At 38.0% G+C, this 15,547-nt stretch carries 16 protein-coding genes; all 16 read left to right on the top strand.

The window, feature by feature from the left end; translation table 11 throughout:
• Positions 1-101 precede the first annotated feature (101 nt).
• Positions 102-1,895 (top strand): asparagine synthase (glutamine-hydrolyzing), encoded by a 1,794-nt coding sequence (gene asnB, locus ACFSR6_RS07005; RefSeq protein ID WP_379076812.1) that lies wholly within the window; start codon positions 102-104, stop codon positions 1,893-1,895.
• The gene (locus tag ACFSR6_RS07010) at positions 1,885-3,036 is read left to right on the top strand and encodes a glycosyltransferase family 4 protein (RefSeq protein ID WP_379076814.1); all 1,152 of its coding nucleotides are present in this window, start codon (positions 1,885-1,887) and stop codon (positions 3,034-3,036) included. The genes asnB and ACFSR6_RS07010 overlap by 11 nt, the downstream gene beginning before the upstream one ends.
• Before the next feature lie 88 nt (positions 3,037-3,124).
• Positions 3,125-3,979: an ABC transporter permease gene (locus tag ACFSR6_RS07015; RefSeq protein WP_379076817.1), complete on the top strand. Its 855-nt coding sequence runs from the start codon at positions 3,125-3,127 to the stop codon at positions 3,977-3,979.
• 50 nt (positions 3,980-4,029) lie between these two features.
• Complete coding sequence (locus ACFSR6_RS07020) at positions 4,030-5,331, top strand: ABC transporter ATP-binding protein (protein ID WP_379076820.1); 1,302 nt, start codon at positions 4,030-4,032, stop codon at positions 5,329-5,331.
• Positions 5,288-6,046: an FkbM family methyltransferase gene (locus ACFSR6_RS07025; RefSeq protein ID WP_379076823.1), complete on the top strand. Its 759-nt coding sequence runs from the start codon at positions 5,288-5,290 to the stop codon at positions 6,044-6,046. The genes ACFSR6_RS07020 and ACFSR6_RS07025 overlap by 44 nt, the downstream gene beginning before the upstream one ends.
• A gap of 40 nt (positions 6,047-6,086) precedes the next feature.
• Positions 6,087-6,983, top strand: a complete 897-nt coding sequence (locus ACFSR6_RS07030) for an exostosin domain-containing protein (protein WP_379076826.1) — start codon at positions 6,087-6,089, stop codon at positions 6,981-6,983.
• Between the two features lie 30 nt (positions 6,984-7,013).
• On the top strand, positions 7,014-7,931 hold the full coding sequence (locus tag ACFSR6_RS07035) for a glycosyltransferase family 2 protein (protein WP_379076829.1): 918 nt from the start codon (positions 7,014-7,016) through the stop codon (positions 7,929-7,931).
• A 186-nt stretch (positions 7,932-8,117) separates the two neighbouring features.
• The gene (locus tag ACFSR6_RS07040; protein ID WP_379076832.1) at positions 8,118-8,723 is read left to right on the top strand and encodes a DUF268 domain-containing protein; all 606 of its coding nucleotides are present in this window, start codon (positions 8,118-8,120) and stop codon (positions 8,721-8,723) included.
• A gap of 23 nt (positions 8,724-8,746) precedes the next feature.
• Positions 8,747-9,571, top strand: a complete 825-nt coding sequence (locus ACFSR6_RS07045) for an alpha-1,2-fucosyltransferase (protein ID WP_379076835.1) — start codon at positions 8,747-8,749, stop codon at positions 9,569-9,571.
• 1 nt (position 9,572) lies between these two features.
• The gene (locus ACFSR6_RS07050) at positions 9,573-10,511 is read left to right on the top strand and encodes a glycosyltransferase family 2 protein (RefSeq protein ID WP_379076837.1); all 939 of its coding nucleotides are present in this window, start codon (positions 9,573-9,575) and stop codon (positions 10,509-10,511) included.
• A 6-nt stretch (positions 10,512-10,517) separates the two neighbouring features.
• Positions 10,518-11,177 carry a class I SAM-dependent methyltransferase gene (locus ACFSR6_RS07055; RefSeq protein ID WP_379076840.1) on the top strand — a complete coding sequence of 220 codons (660 nt, stop codon included), beginning with the start codon at positions 10,518-10,520 and terminating at the stop codon, positions 11,175-11,177.
• Positions 11,177-12,067, top strand: a complete 891-nt coding sequence (locus ACFSR6_RS07060; protein WP_379076843.1) for a glycosyltransferase family 2 protein — start codon at positions 11,177-11,179, stop codon at positions 12,065-12,067. Before ACFSR6_RS07055 ends, ACFSR6_RS07060 begins: the two co-directional genes overlap by 1 nt.
• Positions 12,068-12,517 carry a hypothetical protein gene (locus ACFSR6_RS07065; RefSeq protein WP_379076846.1) on the top strand — a complete coding sequence of 150 codons (450 nt, stop codon included), beginning with the start codon at positions 12,068-12,070 and terminating at the stop codon, positions 12,515-12,517.
• Positions 12,501-13,253, top strand: coding sequence for a class I SAM-dependent DNA methyltransferase (locus tag ACFSR6_RS07070; RefSeq protein ID WP_379076849.1), 753 nt, complete (start codon positions 12,501-12,503; stop codon positions 13,251-13,253). Before ACFSR6_RS07065 ends, ACFSR6_RS07070 begins: the two co-directional genes overlap by 17 nt.
• A gap of 1 nt (position 13,254) precedes the next feature.
• The gene (locus ACFSR6_RS07075; RefSeq protein ID WP_379076851.1) at positions 13,255-14,373 is read left to right on the top strand and encodes a DegT/DnrJ/EryC1/StrS family aminotransferase; all 1,119 of its coding nucleotides are present in this window, start codon (positions 13,255-13,257) and stop codon (positions 14,371-14,373) included.
• Complete coding sequence (locus ACFSR6_RS07080) at positions 14,345-15,547, top strand: glycosyltransferase (RefSeq protein WP_379076854.1); 1,203 nt, start codon at positions 14,345-14,347, stop codon at positions 15,545-15,547. The genes ACFSR6_RS07075 and ACFSR6_RS07080 overlap by 29 nt, the downstream gene beginning before the upstream one ends.

The following is a 15,547-nucleotide window of genomic DNA, read 5'->3' on the forward strand; positions in this document are numbered from 1 at the left end:
TTTATAAAAACAAATTAATCGGTCATTTTTTAAAAACAAAATGTGACTGAGGGGGCGAAGCTGTATCCGGTGCAGAATAAAATAGTCCGGAGCCTAAAAAAATGTGTCGCATAGCAGGCATTATCAATAGCAAAAATTCAGTAGAAAAAGTTAGTGAGCAGGTAAAGGCCATGTGTGATAGTATGCATCATGGCGGACCTGATGACCATGGCATCTATACCTATGCCGCGCAAAAAGACTCTATTTGCTTAGGTAACCGCCGCCTGGCTATTTTAGATCTTACCAGCAGTGGTCATCAGCCTATGGTAAGCCACAAAAAGGATTTTGTAATTACCTATAACGGGGAAATTTATAATTATCGGCAAATCCGGACCGAACTCATTAACCAGGGTTATATATTTAAGACACAAACCGATACTGAGGTAATATTGTATGCCTACCAGCATTGGGGAGAAGCTGCTTTTGGCAAACTGGATGGCATTTTCTCTTTTTGCATTTTTGATAAGCGGGAACAAGCTGTTTACCTGGTGCGTGATCAAAATGGAATCAAGCCTTTATATTATCATTTGGCTGGCGAAACTTTAACTTTCGCATCGGAAGTAAAGGCATTTAAATATGCCGATATCTACCAGGAAAATGATAATTGGCGAATCTATTACCTTGCATTTGGCCATATTCCCGAACCATATACTACCCTTAAACAGGTGTGCAGCCTGGCAAAAGGCTGTTTTCTAAAATATAACATCAGAAGCGCTGAACATTTTATTCAATCGTACCATGAGTTTGAGAGCACACCTTATATTCATAATGAAAGCTATGCCATAGAAAGAATCCGCGAGCAACTTGGTTATTCTATTAAACAGCAAATGATTTCTGATGTTGATGTAGGTGTATTATTTAGCGGGGGCCTCGATTCCAGCATCATTACTATCCTAGCTAATCAACACAACCACAAACAGTTATCCAGCATTTCTGCCAATTTTAATGAGATCGATTTTTCGGAAAAGAAACAGCGGAACAGCCTCCTTCAAAAAATGGATATCCGAAAAATTGAACAGCTTATCACCTATCGCGATTTCGTACAGAATTTCGAAACTGTTTTAGCCAATATGGATCAACCCACAAATGATGGAATTAACACCTGGTTTGTATGTAAAACAGCAAAAGAGCAAGGCATAAAAGTGGTACTATCGGGTTTAGGTGCCGATGAGCTCTTCGGGGGTTACCCCTCTTTTGACCGGATCCATAAAATACAGAACTTAAACTGGTTGAGTAAAAGCGTTTTACGTAGCATGCGTTTCTCCAGTAACACCAGGTTTAAACGATTATACTACCTCAGCTTAAACTCTCCCATTGGCGAATACCTGTGTTTGAGAGGAGTTTATTCTCCTGATGTAATTGCCGAATTGCTAGACATTGATATGAAAACCGTTATCGACTGTCTTGAAGAGATTCCACTTCACCCTGGGATAAAAAAAACAAGTAATGAAACCCGGGCAAGCTGGTTTGAGTTTAACATGTACATGCAAAATCAGTTACTGAAAGATACCGATTTTATGAGTATGAGCCATGGTGTTGAAGTAAGGGTTCCATTTCTGGATCGTAATTTTGTTGACCTGGTATTTTCCATCTCAACAGAAATAAAGTTTAGTTATGAACAGAAAAAAAGACTCCTGGTAGAAGCTTATAAGGAAGATTTGCCGGTAGAAACCTGGAAAAGATCAAAAATGGGCTTTACTTTTCCTTTCCAGGAGTGGATGAGAAAAAGCCGTGATATTGCCGATCCATCCCGGTACAAGAATAAAAGGGCAAAAGCACTGATGCAAAACTTTAATGAAAATAAATTACACTGGAGCTCGGCCCTGGCCTTGTACAGAACTTACCATGCCAGTTAAGGTTTTATTTTTAACACTTAAAACATTCAGTTTAACAGGAGGCATTGAAAAGGTATGCCGAAGCGTGAGTAGGGTTTTATATGATTTAAGCGAAGAAGATCTGGTACTGTCGACCGTTTATTCGATGTATGATAAAAATACCGACCGCGATTCGAGATATTTAAGCAAAAAACAGTTTAAAGGATTTGGAGGAAAGCGGGAACGTTTTGTAGTAGAGTCATTTTTAGCCGGTTTAAAGGCAGATGTAATTTTATTAAGCCATATCCATTTGATCAATATTGTATATTTCATTAAAAAAATACATCCCAACAAAAAAATTTATCTGCTGGCGCATGGTATCGAAATCTGGAAGAAACTTTCAGACGCGAAGCTCAGAATGCTGAACCAGCTCGATAAAATTATCTGTGTAAGTGCATTCACTGCAAGAAAGGTAATGGATATGCATCATATTCCTTCAACACAGATTGAAATATTAAACAATTGCCTTGATCCCTTTTATCATCACTCTACCAATTTTGACAAACCACGGTTGTTATTGGATCGATACCATTTAAATCACGACGATATTATTTTATTTTCGCTCTCCCGTTTATCCTCGTCAGAAAAATATAAAGGTTACGACCATACCATTGAGTTACTACCAACATTACTGGAAAGCTATCCAAACCTGGTTTATTTACTGGCTGGCAAATGGGACGCTATTGAAAGGAAACGATTGGACGACCTGATTGCTAAAAACAAGCTTCAAAATCATATCCAAATGATTGGCTTTATTGATGAAGCAGAGCTTACTGAGCACTTTTTATTATCTGATCTTTTTATACTCCCAAGCAAAAAAGAAGGTTTCGGCATTGTATTTATAGAAGCGCTTGCAAGTGGTCTAAGGGTAATTGCAGGTAATAAGGATGGTAGTGTAGATGCGCTTGGTGGTGGTACATTGGGACTTCTTGTCGATCCTGATGATCAACAAGGAATATTAAAAGGTATATGTTCACTGCTTGGGCATACACAAACGCAACAAGAGAAAACAAATCTTCAGGAAAAATGTATTGAAGCCTTTGGCTATAACCAATACCTCCAATCGATACGCAATTTGCTGCTTGATGGAAAAATCGGTGCCGATGAGCTTGCGGCTTCTTAAGCTTAGTTTAAGGACTAGGGCTTAGATAAAGTGGTTAGAGATAGGAACAGACAATAACAATAAAACATGAACAATAACCTAAATATTTATGGTTAAAGAAGAGCAAAATTGGACGATTGAGTCTGGCGCATCTTTATTTGACCTGAAACTGAATGAGGTTTGGGCCTACCGCGATTTACTTATATTATTGGTAAGAAGGGATTTTGTTTCCTTTTACAAACAAACTATACTCGGACCCTTATGGTTTTTCATTCAACCCTTGTTTACCACCATCATTTTCACCTTTATTTTTGGCAATTTGGCGGGTATCTCAACTGATAGCTTACCGAAGCCTTTATTTTACATGGCCGGAATTACTGCATGGAACTACTTTGCTGATTGTTTAACCAAAACTTCTTCAGTCTTTAAAGACAATGCAGCTATTTTTGGTAAAGTATATTTTCCGAGGTTAATTATGCCGCTTAGCATTGTAGTGAGTAATTTGGTGCGCTTTGCGGTACAAATGTTATTGTTTCTCATCTTAATGGCCTATTACTATTTCGCTGGAGCTAACTTTAACATTAGCTGGGCAATTTGCCTGTTTCCTATTATTGTAACATTGATGGCTTTGCTAGGACTTGGAGCAGGGATGATTATCTCTGCTATGACAACGAAATACAGAGATCTGGCATTCCTGATTAGCTTTGGTGTGCAGTTATTGATGTACGCCACAACCGTAATCTATCCTTTATCTGAGGCAATAAAAAAATATCCTGCTTATGCGTGGATTATTGAATATAACCCCATGACACCAATTATTGAAACTTTTAGATATGGCTTTTTGGGCCAAGGAAGTTTTAGCTGGCTTAGCTTAGGTTACGCAACACTGGTTACTATTATACTGATGCTGCTGGGTACGATAGTTTTCAATAAAGTGGAGCGGAATTTTGTGGATACGGTTTAAATGGATGATGTAATATGGATAATGGAAGACAAACAATAATCACCCTCTAAATGTCGAACATAGCAATAAAAGTAGAAAATCTGAGCAAAGCCTATCAACTTGGCCAAATTGGCACAGGTACCATCAGTCGTGATTTAGAACGATGGTATGCACGGATTCGGGGTAAAGAAGATCCTTTTTTACGTATTGGCGAAAGCAATGATCAAAATACTAAAAGTGAAAGCAATGTAGTTTGGAGCTTAAAGGACATTAATTTTGAAATAGAGCAGGGCGATGCCGTTGGAATTATCGGTAGAAACGGTGCAGGGAAAAGTACCTTGCTTAAAATATTAAGTAAAGTTACTGCACCAACCACAGGCAAAATATCTGGTAAAGGTAGAATAGCTAGTTTATTAGAAGTGGGTACTGGTTTTCACCCTGAACTGTCAGGACGAGAAAATATCTTTCTGAACGGCGCTATTTTGGGTATGCGCAAAAAAGAAATTCAACGTAAACTCGATGAAATAGTAGATTTTGCAGGTATTGAGCGTTATTTGGATACGCCCGTAAAACGCTATAGTAGTGGCATGTATGTACGGCTGGCTTTTGCTGTCGCAGCACATCTTGAATCAGAAATTTTGATTGTAGATGAGGTATTGGCCGTTGGCGATGCAGAGTTTCAAAAGAAATGTTTGGGTAAGATGGGCGAAGTAAGTAAGGGTGAAGGAAGGACCGTGCTTTTTGTGAGCCATAATATGAATGCCATCACGCAATTATGCAATAATGTCATACTGTTGAATAATGGAAAAGTTTCTTTTGATGGAAATTCCTATGAAGGAGTTCAAAATTATCTTAAGCCAAAGACAGTATTAGATTTAGACCTTTTAAATAAAATCGGATCAAATGTAAAAAATAATATTCTAATCAGTAAAATCCTTGTAAATACATCTCCTGTTTTCATTGAAATAAGTCCAAGTAGCCAAATAGTAATAGAATTATTCTATAAAACGGTCCAGCTAATAGTAGATTTTAGGTTTTCCTTTATCCTTTACAGGGACGGACAGCGTATTTTAACTTTGCATGACACAAATCAAACTGAAAAACTGCAGGTGGGAACTTATAAATCAGAAATAAAAATACCGTCGAATTTTTTAAGGCCTGGCACTTATTCAATCTCTATTGGAGGACATAACTCTAACCATTCAAATTATGAAATAGGTCGCTTAGAGTGGTTTTTATTAGAAGATTTGATATCATTCGGAGTGAAGGAACAATGGAGTATAGATTTTGATTTTAATAATATCGGATTTATAAATTTATCTAATGACTATGGTAAGAGAACGTTTCTTGAAAATAACGGAACAAGCAACTAAATATTTGCTAGGGGCTTTACCCAGAAATTTTTCAAATCACCTATATTACTCTCATCCTGAGCATAAGAAATTCGCATATAGCTGCCCTTCTTTTTCGCAAGAGGGAGAAGACATGGTGCTACGAAGACTCTTTCCAGAACAAAATACCGGTTTTTTCATTGATATTGGTGCTCATCATCCTAGTCATTTCTCAAACACAAAATATTTTTATGATTTAGGATGGAGAGGGATAAATATTGAGCCTAGCCCAGGTAGCAAAGCAATATTTGAAAAAGAACGAACCTTTGATATAAACTTGGAAATACTTATTTCCGAAGAAAGTAACGAAGTCAACTTTCATCTATTTGATCCACCATTAATGAATACAATGTCTGATGTACAACTTGCTGAGAATAAAAAATTTGATTGGTGTATATTTTTAAAAACTATTAAAGTTAAATCAGAACCACTTAAGGCAATAATATCTAATTATGTACAGACAAATCAGACAATCGATTTTATTTCGATAGATGTAGAAGGAGCGGAACTTTCAGTCTTAAAATCTCATAATTGGGATTATAGGCCTAAGGTAATTGTCATCGAAATAATTGATAAGTCAATAAGCGAAATTTTTGACACAGAGGTATATAAATTTCTATCTGAAAAAAAATACACATTCTTTGCTAAAACTGGGAATTCTATTTTTTTCAAGACAATGGGTTTCTTTGAATTTTAATTGTATTTTGAAAAGCATCTGGTGCAATTGTGAATATTAAATGAAAGTTTACATTTTACCTATAGAGAAGAGTCTACAACCATTAAATCAAAACCTACTGTATCCAAACCATAATAGAGATTATGGTGTTGAGCAAGATTTTTTAAAATGGCTAAATACACATGCATACTTAACCACCAATAATCCTGATGAAGCAGACTGGCACTATTTACCCGTTTTTTGGACTAGATGGCACATCAATCATAATTTTGCTGCAAACGGAGAAGGGTTGCGCGAACTCCAGGCATTTGTAGGTCAAGCTATTATAAACAGCGAAAAAACTTTTACCATTACTCAATTTGACGGTGGAACGTTGATTGACCTTGGCGAAACAATAGAATTTACGGCGGCCAAAACAACAAATAATGGAATAGACATCCCTATATTGTGCAGCCTTCATAAAATGCCGCTGTTTCCTGTGCGTAAAAAATTTATTGCCTCGTTTAACGGTTCTTTTGATACCCATCAAATAAGAGAGGAAATACGTATCAGGTTTACAGATGATCGATCTGTAAACATTGCTGGTAACCAGACCACAAGGTTCTATAAAAGATGGTTACAAGGCAAGCAATTTAATCTGAACATCTTGGCATCCTACGTCGCATTGTGTCCACGAGGCACGAGTGCAAATTCATTTAGATTTTTTGAAGCCATGCAGTTTGGCGTAGCGCCTTGCCTCATCGGCGATATTGATGTACGGCCTTTTCAAAAGTTCATCAATTGGAACGAAATGAGTTACTACGTTGCCAATGTTGATGAGTTGGTTTTCCTGTTATCTAATCTGAATAAAAGAGATGCCTTAAAAAAGGGGGGAATAGCCAAATCTTTTTTCCGAAAAGAACTGTACTACCAAAAGTGGTGTAGCTATGTAATTAAAGAGCTCACTGAACTTTCATGAGTAACAAAAAATGAATCAAATGCTTGTTTTATGATTTCAAAACACAACATCTCCTTCTTTATACCTGCGTACAACTGCGAAGCAACGGTAGCAGAATCTATCGACTCAATCATGCTCGATAATTTTGAGGAAGGTGACGAGTTGATCATCGTAAACGATTGTTCAACAGATGGCACAGAAAAAATACTCACCAAATATTTCGAAAAATACCCTTTCATCAAATTGGTATGCCACACCAGAAACAAAGGTGGTGGTGCAGCAAGAAATACTGCGATAGAACTGGCCAAAAACGAACTGCTGTTTTGCCTAGACTCGGATAATGTGTTGGAAAAAGGAAGTATCAAATCGATAAAAAAGTATCTCTTGGAAAACCAGGCCGATGTAGTTTCTTTTCAGCTATTACAATATTTTTCTAAATCTACCGCCGAAATCGATTATACTTGGACTCTAAAACCTGGTTTGTTTGCCAAAACCGATGCTTTGGCCGTTGGACTAACACCTGGAGCTAGTGGAAATTATCTGTTTACCAAAAAGAGCTGGTTAATTGCAGGTGGCTATCCGGAGTTTTCCGGCGCATTAGATACTTGGGGGTTTGGCATCAAGCAATTACTTACCGATGCGAAGGTGATGGTCTTAGAAGATTCTTTCTACTACCATAGGTTGTTGCCAACCTCTTATTTTCTTAGAGATGCCTGGAACAAACGTAAATCAATTTCCTTAAGGGCCACACAAATTCTAATTCCTTTTTTTGATCAGATTTCAGATAAAGATATTGATTACATGCTGAGTACCAAAAATAGGTATAACTGGTTTGAAAATATCGAAAAACGACCGATTAGTATAACCGAAGAAAAAAAAAAAGATGCTGTATTCGCAGAGAATACACTTCAAAATACAAGCAAGAAAACCATTTTATCGAGAGTTTTCAACAAATTAAGGGGAAAATAGGAGGCGATGTTCAGTAAAATAAAAAAATCAATCAAAAACAGTTTTCCATATATATATAGCAGTTACTGCGACTATAAACAAAAAAGAAAGCAAGAGCGTGACTTTAAACATGATTTTCAGGAATTTCGGAAAATAGCCGAGTCAGCGAACAAGCGTTTTAATGACAAATTCGAATTGTATCCGGAAATGGAAGATAAAACCAAAGACACGCCCTTTGAATCACATTACACTTACCACCCTGCTTGGGCTGCCAGGATACTGGCGCAAACAAGACCGGACAAACATATCGACATTTCGTCTATTTTACATTTTTCAACCTTAGTTTCGGCTTTCGTACCCATTGATTTTTACGATTACCGGCCGGCAAAAGTGATCCTACCAGGGTTAAAATCGGAGCATGCCGACCTTACTGCCTTGCCCTTCGCTAGTGGTTCTGTTCAATCAATCTCTTGCATGCACACCATTGAGCATATTGGTTTAGGCAGGTATGGTGATCCTCTAGATTATGACGGGGATCTAAAAGCAATTAAGGAACTTAAAAGAGTATTGGCCCCCAACGGTAATTTACTCATGGTTGTGCCTATTGGCAAACCCAAAATAGCCTATAATGCCCATCGCATTTATGCTTACGATCAACTTGTCTCTTATTTTGCTCCTCTCGATTTGGTCGAATTCTCTTTGTTACCGGACGATTTTATTGACGTTGGTCTTATTAAAAACGCCAGTAAGGAAATAGCAGATCAACAGCATTGGGGCTGTGGCTGTTTTTGGTTTAAGAATTTAGGAAAATGATTAGCGTTAAATATCATGGTAGAATGGGAAATCAATTGTTTCAATATGCATTTGCCTATGCTACTGCAAAAAAGTTAAACACAAAATTCTATATTGATAAACGTCTTTCAAATGATATCATTTCGCGATATTTCTTATTAACGGAAGACCGCACATCTCCATTAGACCGTACACTATTTGCAATAAAGGGCTTCAAGAATTTTTTCAGTTCCTTTTTGAAGCTAGGCTTTTATTCGAAACTGAAAAAATTATTAAAACTTCAAGAAATTGAATTCTTAAATGATGTGGATCCTAAGATAGAGATGTTAAAGCTAAATGACCGTAGGCTCTACGCTGGTTTTTTCCAATCTGAACTATATTTCATTGAATATAAGAAAGATATAATTTTGCAGTTCCGTCTAAAAAAAGAAGCCATTTCGCAATTTCGTAAAATCTCTTTTAGCTTGCCACAAGGTTTTAAGCTGGTAGTGATACATGTAAGAAGAACAGATTATATCGACCATGACTACACTTTGCCAAGTGCTTACTTTCATCAGGCCATTGCAAAAATCCAAGACCCTAAAAACTATTACGTCATAATCTCTGACGATCGAGACTTTGTCAACAAAGAATTTGATTATCTACTCAATAAATACATCTCTAATCACAATGAAATTATTGATTTTCAATTTCTGATGAATGCCAATATCTGCATTCTCTCTAATAGCTCATTTAGCTGGTGGGGGGCCTACCTCAATACCAAGAAAACAATGGTTATTGCACCTCAATATTGGCTCGGCCAAAAACATAAAACTGAGCAGCCGTTAGGTATTTTCATTAAAGGCTGGGAAATTATATCTGTATTATAAAATGACTTTAGCACCAATTGTGCTTTTTGTTTATAACAGACCTAAGCATACAAGGCAGGTATTGGAAGAGTTGGCTCGAAATGAACTGGCCAATCTTTCTACGCTTTATATCTATGCAGATGGGCCAAAAAAAGACGCATCACCCACCCAGATAGAAGCCATTCAAGAAACCAGAAAAGTCATTAGAGAAAATCAATGGTGCGGCCAGGTTAAAATACAGGAAAACGATCAAAATTCTGGGCTATCAAAATCTATTATCCAAGGCGTAACAGAAGTAATAAATTTAACAGGCAGGGTTATCGTGCTAGAAGATGACATATTAACTTCCCCGTACTTTTTGAGGTATATGAACGATGCTCTTGAACTATTCCAACACCGGATGGATATTGGTTCGGTTAACGGATTTGCAGTTGATTTTTTAAAAAATGAAGGATTTCCCCCTTATTTTCTGTTAGAAAGCTCTGATTGCTGGGGATGGGCGACCTGGAAAAGCAGATGGGATGCCTATACCCCAAACGCCTTACTTCTAAAAAATACACTAATCGAACAAAACAAACTCGGTATTTTTGAATATGGGGGACACATGGAGATTCTAAACGGGCAAATTAATGGTGTATTCGATACCTGGGATGTTCAGTGGCATGCGGTAAATGTACTTCAAAATAGAAAAGGCATTTATGCTAATGTTTCTTTCGTAGATAATATTGGCCAAGATGGTTCAGGTGTGCATTATAATGTTAAAACAGAGCTGGAGCATAAGAGAAGCGAACTAAACAACTATCGCATAACTCTTCCGCAGTTTGTTTCAGGTCAGCCTCTAACCCATTCAAAAAAGATTGAACAAAAATACAGAAAATACTATAAGCTGAGCTTTACCCCCCCCTTGATAAAGAGAGTGGTAAATAAACTAAAGCGGACAATAAAGAGACTAATCAAATAAAATGATATGAAGATAACGCCCTTTTTTAAATTCATCTCTAAGCTTATATATGAAAAGATCCGCGGAAGATTTATTCCTTCCCAATTTGCGATAAAAAATGGCTACAGTCATAGAAAAGACTACAATTACGACGATGACCGAACCTATACCGACGAGTATCAGCGCGAGGTTTATGAGCTTGCGAAATATTACCTGGAAGAAAACAACTATAACAAAATAGTAGACATCGGCTGTGGTTCGGCTTACAAACTGCTTAAATATTTTGGCGGCAACGATACAGTAGGAATAGATGTTAGCCCTACATACGAATACCTGATTAAAAGATATCCAGATCGAAAATGGATACATGCCTTGGGTGCTGAACCACTTCCATTAGCAAGTGATATTGTTATCTGTTCAGACGTGATCGAACACGTACTCGATCCCGACGAGCTTTTGAAAAAAATCCAAAAAATCAATTTCAAGTATCTTTTTTTAAGCACTCCTGAGAGAGATATGTTATACGGCATCCAGAATTATGGGCCTCCAGATAACCCAGCACACGTTAGAGAATGGAACTATAGGGAATTTGGTGTCTTTGTAAGCCGATATTTCAAAGTTGAATCTCATCAAATCACCAATGTGTGGCAAACAACGCAGCTCCTGATCTGCAGGCCCCTTGATTAATGAAAGAAATATTTTTCAGTTGTATTATTACTTGCTACAATCGCGAAGCTCTTATTGTAAGAGCCATAACAAGTATTTTATCACAGTCTTATCAAAAATTCGAAATTATTGTAGTTGACGATGCTTCGCTTGACGGCAGCATCGCCAGCATTGAAAATATCAAAGACAACAGAATCAAAATTGTCCGCCACGATACAAACCGTGGTCAAAATGCGGCACTCAATAGTGGGATCGCTATCGCAAGTTTTGATTACCTAGCTTTTTTGGATAGCGATGACAGCTGGACCCCCAATTATCTACTAGAAATGCAACAAGCTTATGCCGACAATCCGGAGGTAGCGTTTGTTTATTGCTCTTTGATAAATTGCCCGTTATGGACTTTAGAGGGAGAAAACAAGTATGGAGAAGTATTAAATCAAGGGTATCTTTCCTCCATGATCAGTATCACTAGCAAAAAAGATCCAGTGATCAGCGTCGGCTCATTCGACCTCAGATACAGTATTTGCCAAGACGACGACTTTTGTTTTCGGCTTGCAAAAAGCTATCCCTTCAAAGTAATTAAAAAACATTTGGCCGAGGTACACGGTGCTCCTGACTCGATGACAAAAAATATGGTTAACGTAGCGCGAGGTTGGGAGTTTTTGTTTAATAATTATAAAAAGGATATCTTGGTCTTTTGCGGAGCTAAATCCTTTTCGAGGCACCTACTAAATATTGCCCTCCGATACCTCGAATGCGGTAAAATTTTTCTAGGTTTAAAATGCTACCTAAGAGGCATATTATATTATTTCGGTCCTTCGCACAACAGATTTCCGTTTGCTTTTAAAGAATTTGCATCGATGAATAAAAGAATATTTTCACGCATTAAACAAGCTATAAGCAGTTCGTAAATGATTGAACAAATAATTTTTCAGGAAATACTGCTCGCCATTATTATCCGTGCCGATTACAAAAAAGAAGGAATTTCTTTTTTTACACCAGGCGATTTCTCGCAACAATTAGGCTACATGAACCGGCCAAAGGGCTACGTCATCGATCCACATGTCCATAATCTTGTTGAACGCAAGGTGACTTTAACGCAAGAAGTGCTTTATGTAAAATCGGGCAAAGTACGGGTAGACTTTTACAATGATGACTGTGCATACCTTGAAAGCAGCATATTATACGCTGGAGATGTTATCTTATTGGCTTCTGGTGGTCACGGCTTCGAAATGATCGAAGATTCAGAGATGATCGAAGTAAAGCAAGGTCCATATTGTAGCGATGAAGACAAAGTAAGGTTTTACCATAAACCCGAAAAAATTAAGCTCAAACATAAAAACAATGAATCAGAATTTTAAGCTGTATAGCCAGTATTATGATCTTTTGTACAAGGACAAACCTTATCAAGCAGAGACAGATTATTTGGTGACATTGATTCAATATTATCATTCAACTGCAAAGAATATCTTAGAGTTGGGCTCGGGCACTGGAAAGCATGCTCAACTTTTGGTAGCAAAAGGTTTCCAAATCGTAGGCTTAGAACGTAGTCCGGCGATGGTCGAAATTGCAAATGGCATGGCTAATGAAAAAGTTAGCTTTCAAGTTGCCGACATAAGTAGCTTTGAAATAAACCAATCATTTGACGTGGCCCTATCACTTTTTCATGTGATTAGTTACCTAACCGACAACCAAAGTCTGATCAATACCTTCAACCATACCCGACAGCATCTACACACCGGCGGTCTGTTTATATTCGATGTATGGCACAGTCCGGCGGTATATGCCCAAAAACCAGAACAACGCATAAAAACTTTTAAAAGTGACGAAATTGAGGTGGTTAGACGAGCCAATCCGGTTATTTATGCCGAGCACAATATGGTTGAGGTAAATTATACTATAGAAGCCAGAAACCCACACAGCGGAGAAAGCAACGTTATAGAAGAAAAGCATCCTATGCGTCATTTCAGCAGACCAGAAATAGAACTACTGGCCTTTGCAACAGGCTTTGAAGTGCTCCATAGCGAAGAGTTTTTAAGCAAAGTACCTCCTTCTTCAAAAACCTGGGGTGTTTGTTATATCCTGAGAAAAAAATAGCATGAACCCTATTCCAGTAAATACGCCATTGCTTGACGGCAACGAACTTAAATATGTCACCGAATGTATAGAAACGGGATGGATCAGTAGCGAGGGACCGTTTATCACAAAGTTTGAGCAACAATTTAGCCATTACATTGGCAAAAGCCACGGTATAGCGGTAAGTAATGGTTCTGCAGCCCTAGACATTGCAGTGAAGGCACTAAACATTGGTCCCGGCGACGAAGTTATTATGCCTACTTTTACGATTATTTCGCCAGCGCAATCGGTGATATCCGCTGGTGCATTGCCAGTGTTGGTGGATAGCGATCCGCATACCTGGAATATGGACGTTGCCCAAATAGAAACCAAAATTACATCACGTACCAAAGCCATTCTCGTGGTACATATCTACGGGCTTCCGGTCGATATCGACCCAGTGTTGACCTTGGCCAAGCAATACAACCTAAAAGTAATAGAAGACGCAGCAGAAATGCACGGACAAACCTACAAAGGCCAAAAGTGTGGCAGTTTTGGAGATATTAGTATTTTCAGTTTCTATCCCAACAAGCATATTACAACCGGCGAAGGCGGTATGTTGCTCACCAATGACAGCAAGTTGGCCGACAGGTGTAAAAAACTGAGAAACCTCTGCTTCGAGCCTAACGGTCCTCGCTTTGTCCACTATGAAATTGGCTGGAACTACCGAATGACTAATCTTCAAGCAGCACTAGGTTTGGCACAACTGGAACAAATTGACACTTTTATCGAAAGAAAAAGGATAATGGGCGCAGCTTACCAACGCAACCTGAATAGCCTTCGTACAAAAGGCTATCAGCTTCCACTAGAAAAAACAAACTACGCTACAAACATCTATTGGGTTTTTGGACTAGTTGCGCCAAGCATGGCAGAGAAAGAAGCAATGGTAGCGAATTTGACAAACAGTAAAATCGGCACGCGACCTTTTTTCTGGTGTATGCACGAACAGCCAGTATTTCAACAAATGGGATTGTTTAAAACCGAATGCTATCCTGTAGCTGAAAAACTAGCCAGAAATGGCTTTTATTTGCCAAGTGGGCTTGGTTTAAAAGAAAAAGAATTGCTAATCGTTAGTGAAATCATTAGTGGAAAAGGTATTTAAAATCGGAATATGGATTAACGAAGACGATTTTCCTGAAACTGGAGGCGGATTTTCCTATACCGAAAGACTAATAAATAGCATAAACCAAAGGGAATTTGATAGGAGGATTGAAATCCTCTTTGTCGGCTTTAACCTGAAGGGCAAGTTCAATAAAAAAACGGTTAGCCTACCCTTCAAAGAAAGCTATTGGGAACGAAAACGGGTAAACTTTTATCATCGTTTTTTCTCAATAAGTCTCGAACGAAAAGATATTGTCAAAAACTATAATGAAGCCAAGGCAATTTTAAAGCATCACGACATCCAGCTGATCTTTTACACCAATCCATTCATTGCGCTTGATAATTACCCATACATTTGCATCAATTGGGATCTGGGCCATAAAAGTACCTTCTCGTTTCCCGAATTGACTATGAATGGTGAATTTTTAAAAAGAGATGCCTACTTTAACAAGGTATTGAACGAAGCCTTAATCATTTGTTGTGAATCGACAAGAGGCAAGCAAGAACTAGTACAATATTCTAGGATCAATCCCGAAAGAATCAAGATACTCCCCATGTTTCCAGGTAAAATCGTTGATCACGATGTTATTTCGGAAGAACCCGAATGGATTAGTTCAACTGATTCTTTTTTTATCTACCCGGCTCAATTTTGGGCACATAAAAACCATTACCATTTGCTTAACGGTTTACGTCTATTCCGCGAAAAGCCACCTTATGCAGCTCATAAACTGGTGCTTACTGGCAGCGATAAAGGAAATATGGCTTATATCAAAAACCTTGTCAATACTTATGGTCTAAAAGATGTGGTAGTTATTCCAGGTTTCGTAAAAGAAGAGGAACTCAAGTGGTTATATAAAAATGCAGTCGGGCTCGTATTTCCATCGTTTCTCGGGCCAACGAACATGCCCCTTTTGGAAGCTTTAAATATTGGCTGTCCTATTGCCTGCTCCAATCTTCCTGGTCATATCGAACTTCTTGGCGATAGTGCTGTATATTTCGATCCACAAAAGGACAAAGAGATTGCAGAAGCAATGATTTCTCTTACAAATGTCAATCTAAAAACAGAAAAGACGGCCACAAGCAACCTCAACAATGAGCTTCAAATCTTAGAAGACATCTTTATAGAAAGTATCGCTATAAGAAGGACTTGGGGACAGTTTGATAAAATTAAGTAA

Origin of the sequence: Pedobacter vanadiisoli, assembly GCF_042684385.1 — a bacterium.
Lineage (GTDB): Bacteria > Bacteroidota > Bacteroidia > Sphingobacteriales > Sphingobacteriaceae > Pedobacter > Pedobacter vanadiisoli.

Coding starts and splice junctions, on each gene's coding strand:
- ACFSR6_RS07055 (WP_379076840.1), top strand. CDS start 10,518: ATGAAGATAACGCCCTTTTTTAAATTCATCTCTAAGCTTATATATGAA.
- ACFSR6_RS07040 (WP_379076832.1), top strand. CDS start 8,118: ATGGAAGATAAAACCAAAGACACGCCCTTTGAATCACATTACACTTAC.
- ACFSR6_RS07045 (WP_379076835.1), top strand. CDS start 8,747: ATGGGAAATCAATTGTTTCAATATGCATTTGCCTATGCTACTGCAAAA.
- ACFSR6_RS07070 (WP_379076849.1), top strand. CDS start 12,501: ATGAATCAGAATTTTAAGCTGTATAGCCAGTATTATGATCTTTTGTAC.
- ACFSR6_RS07030 (WP_379076826.1), top strand. CDS start 6,087: ATGAAAGTTTACATTTTACCTATAGAGAAGAGTCTACAACCATTAAAT.
- ACFSR6_RS07025 (WP_379076823.1), top strand. CDS start 5,288: ATGGTAAGAGAACGTTTCTTGAAAATAACGGAACAAGCAACTAAATAT.
- ACFSR6_RS07020 (WP_379076820.1), top strand. CDS start 4,030: ATGTCGAACATAGCAATAAAAGTAGAAAATCTGAGCAAAGCCTATCAA.
- ACFSR6_RS07035 (WP_379076829.1), top strand. CDS start 7,014: ATGATTTCAAAACACAACATCTCCTTCTTTATACCTGCGTACAACTGC.
- ACFSR6_RS07065 (WP_379076846.1), top strand. CDS start 12,068: ATGATTGAACAAATAATTTTTCAGGAAATACTGCTCGCCATTATTATC.
- ACFSR6_RS07015 (WP_379076817.1), top strand. CDS start 3,125: ATGGTTAAAGAAGAGCAAAATTGGACGATTGAGTCTGGCGCATCTTTA.
- asnB (WP_379076812.1), top strand. CDS start 102: ATGTGTCGCATAGCAGGCATTATCAATAGCAAAAATTCAGTAGAAAAA.
- ACFSR6_RS07050 (WP_379076837.1), top strand. CDS start 9,573: ATGACTTTAGCACCAATTGTGCTTTTTGTTTATAACAGACCTAAGCAT.
- ACFSR6_RS07060 (WP_379076843.1), top strand. CDS start 11,177: ATGAAAGAAATATTTTTCAGTTGTATTATTACTTGCTACAATCGCGAA.
- ACFSR6_RS07075 (WP_379076851.1), top strand. CDS start 13,255: ATGAACCCTATTCCAGTAAATACGCCATTGCTTGACGGCAACGAACTT.
- ACFSR6_RS07010 (WP_379076814.1), top strand. CDS start 1,885: ATGCCAGTTAAGGTTTTATTTTTAACACTTAAAACATTCAGTTTAACA.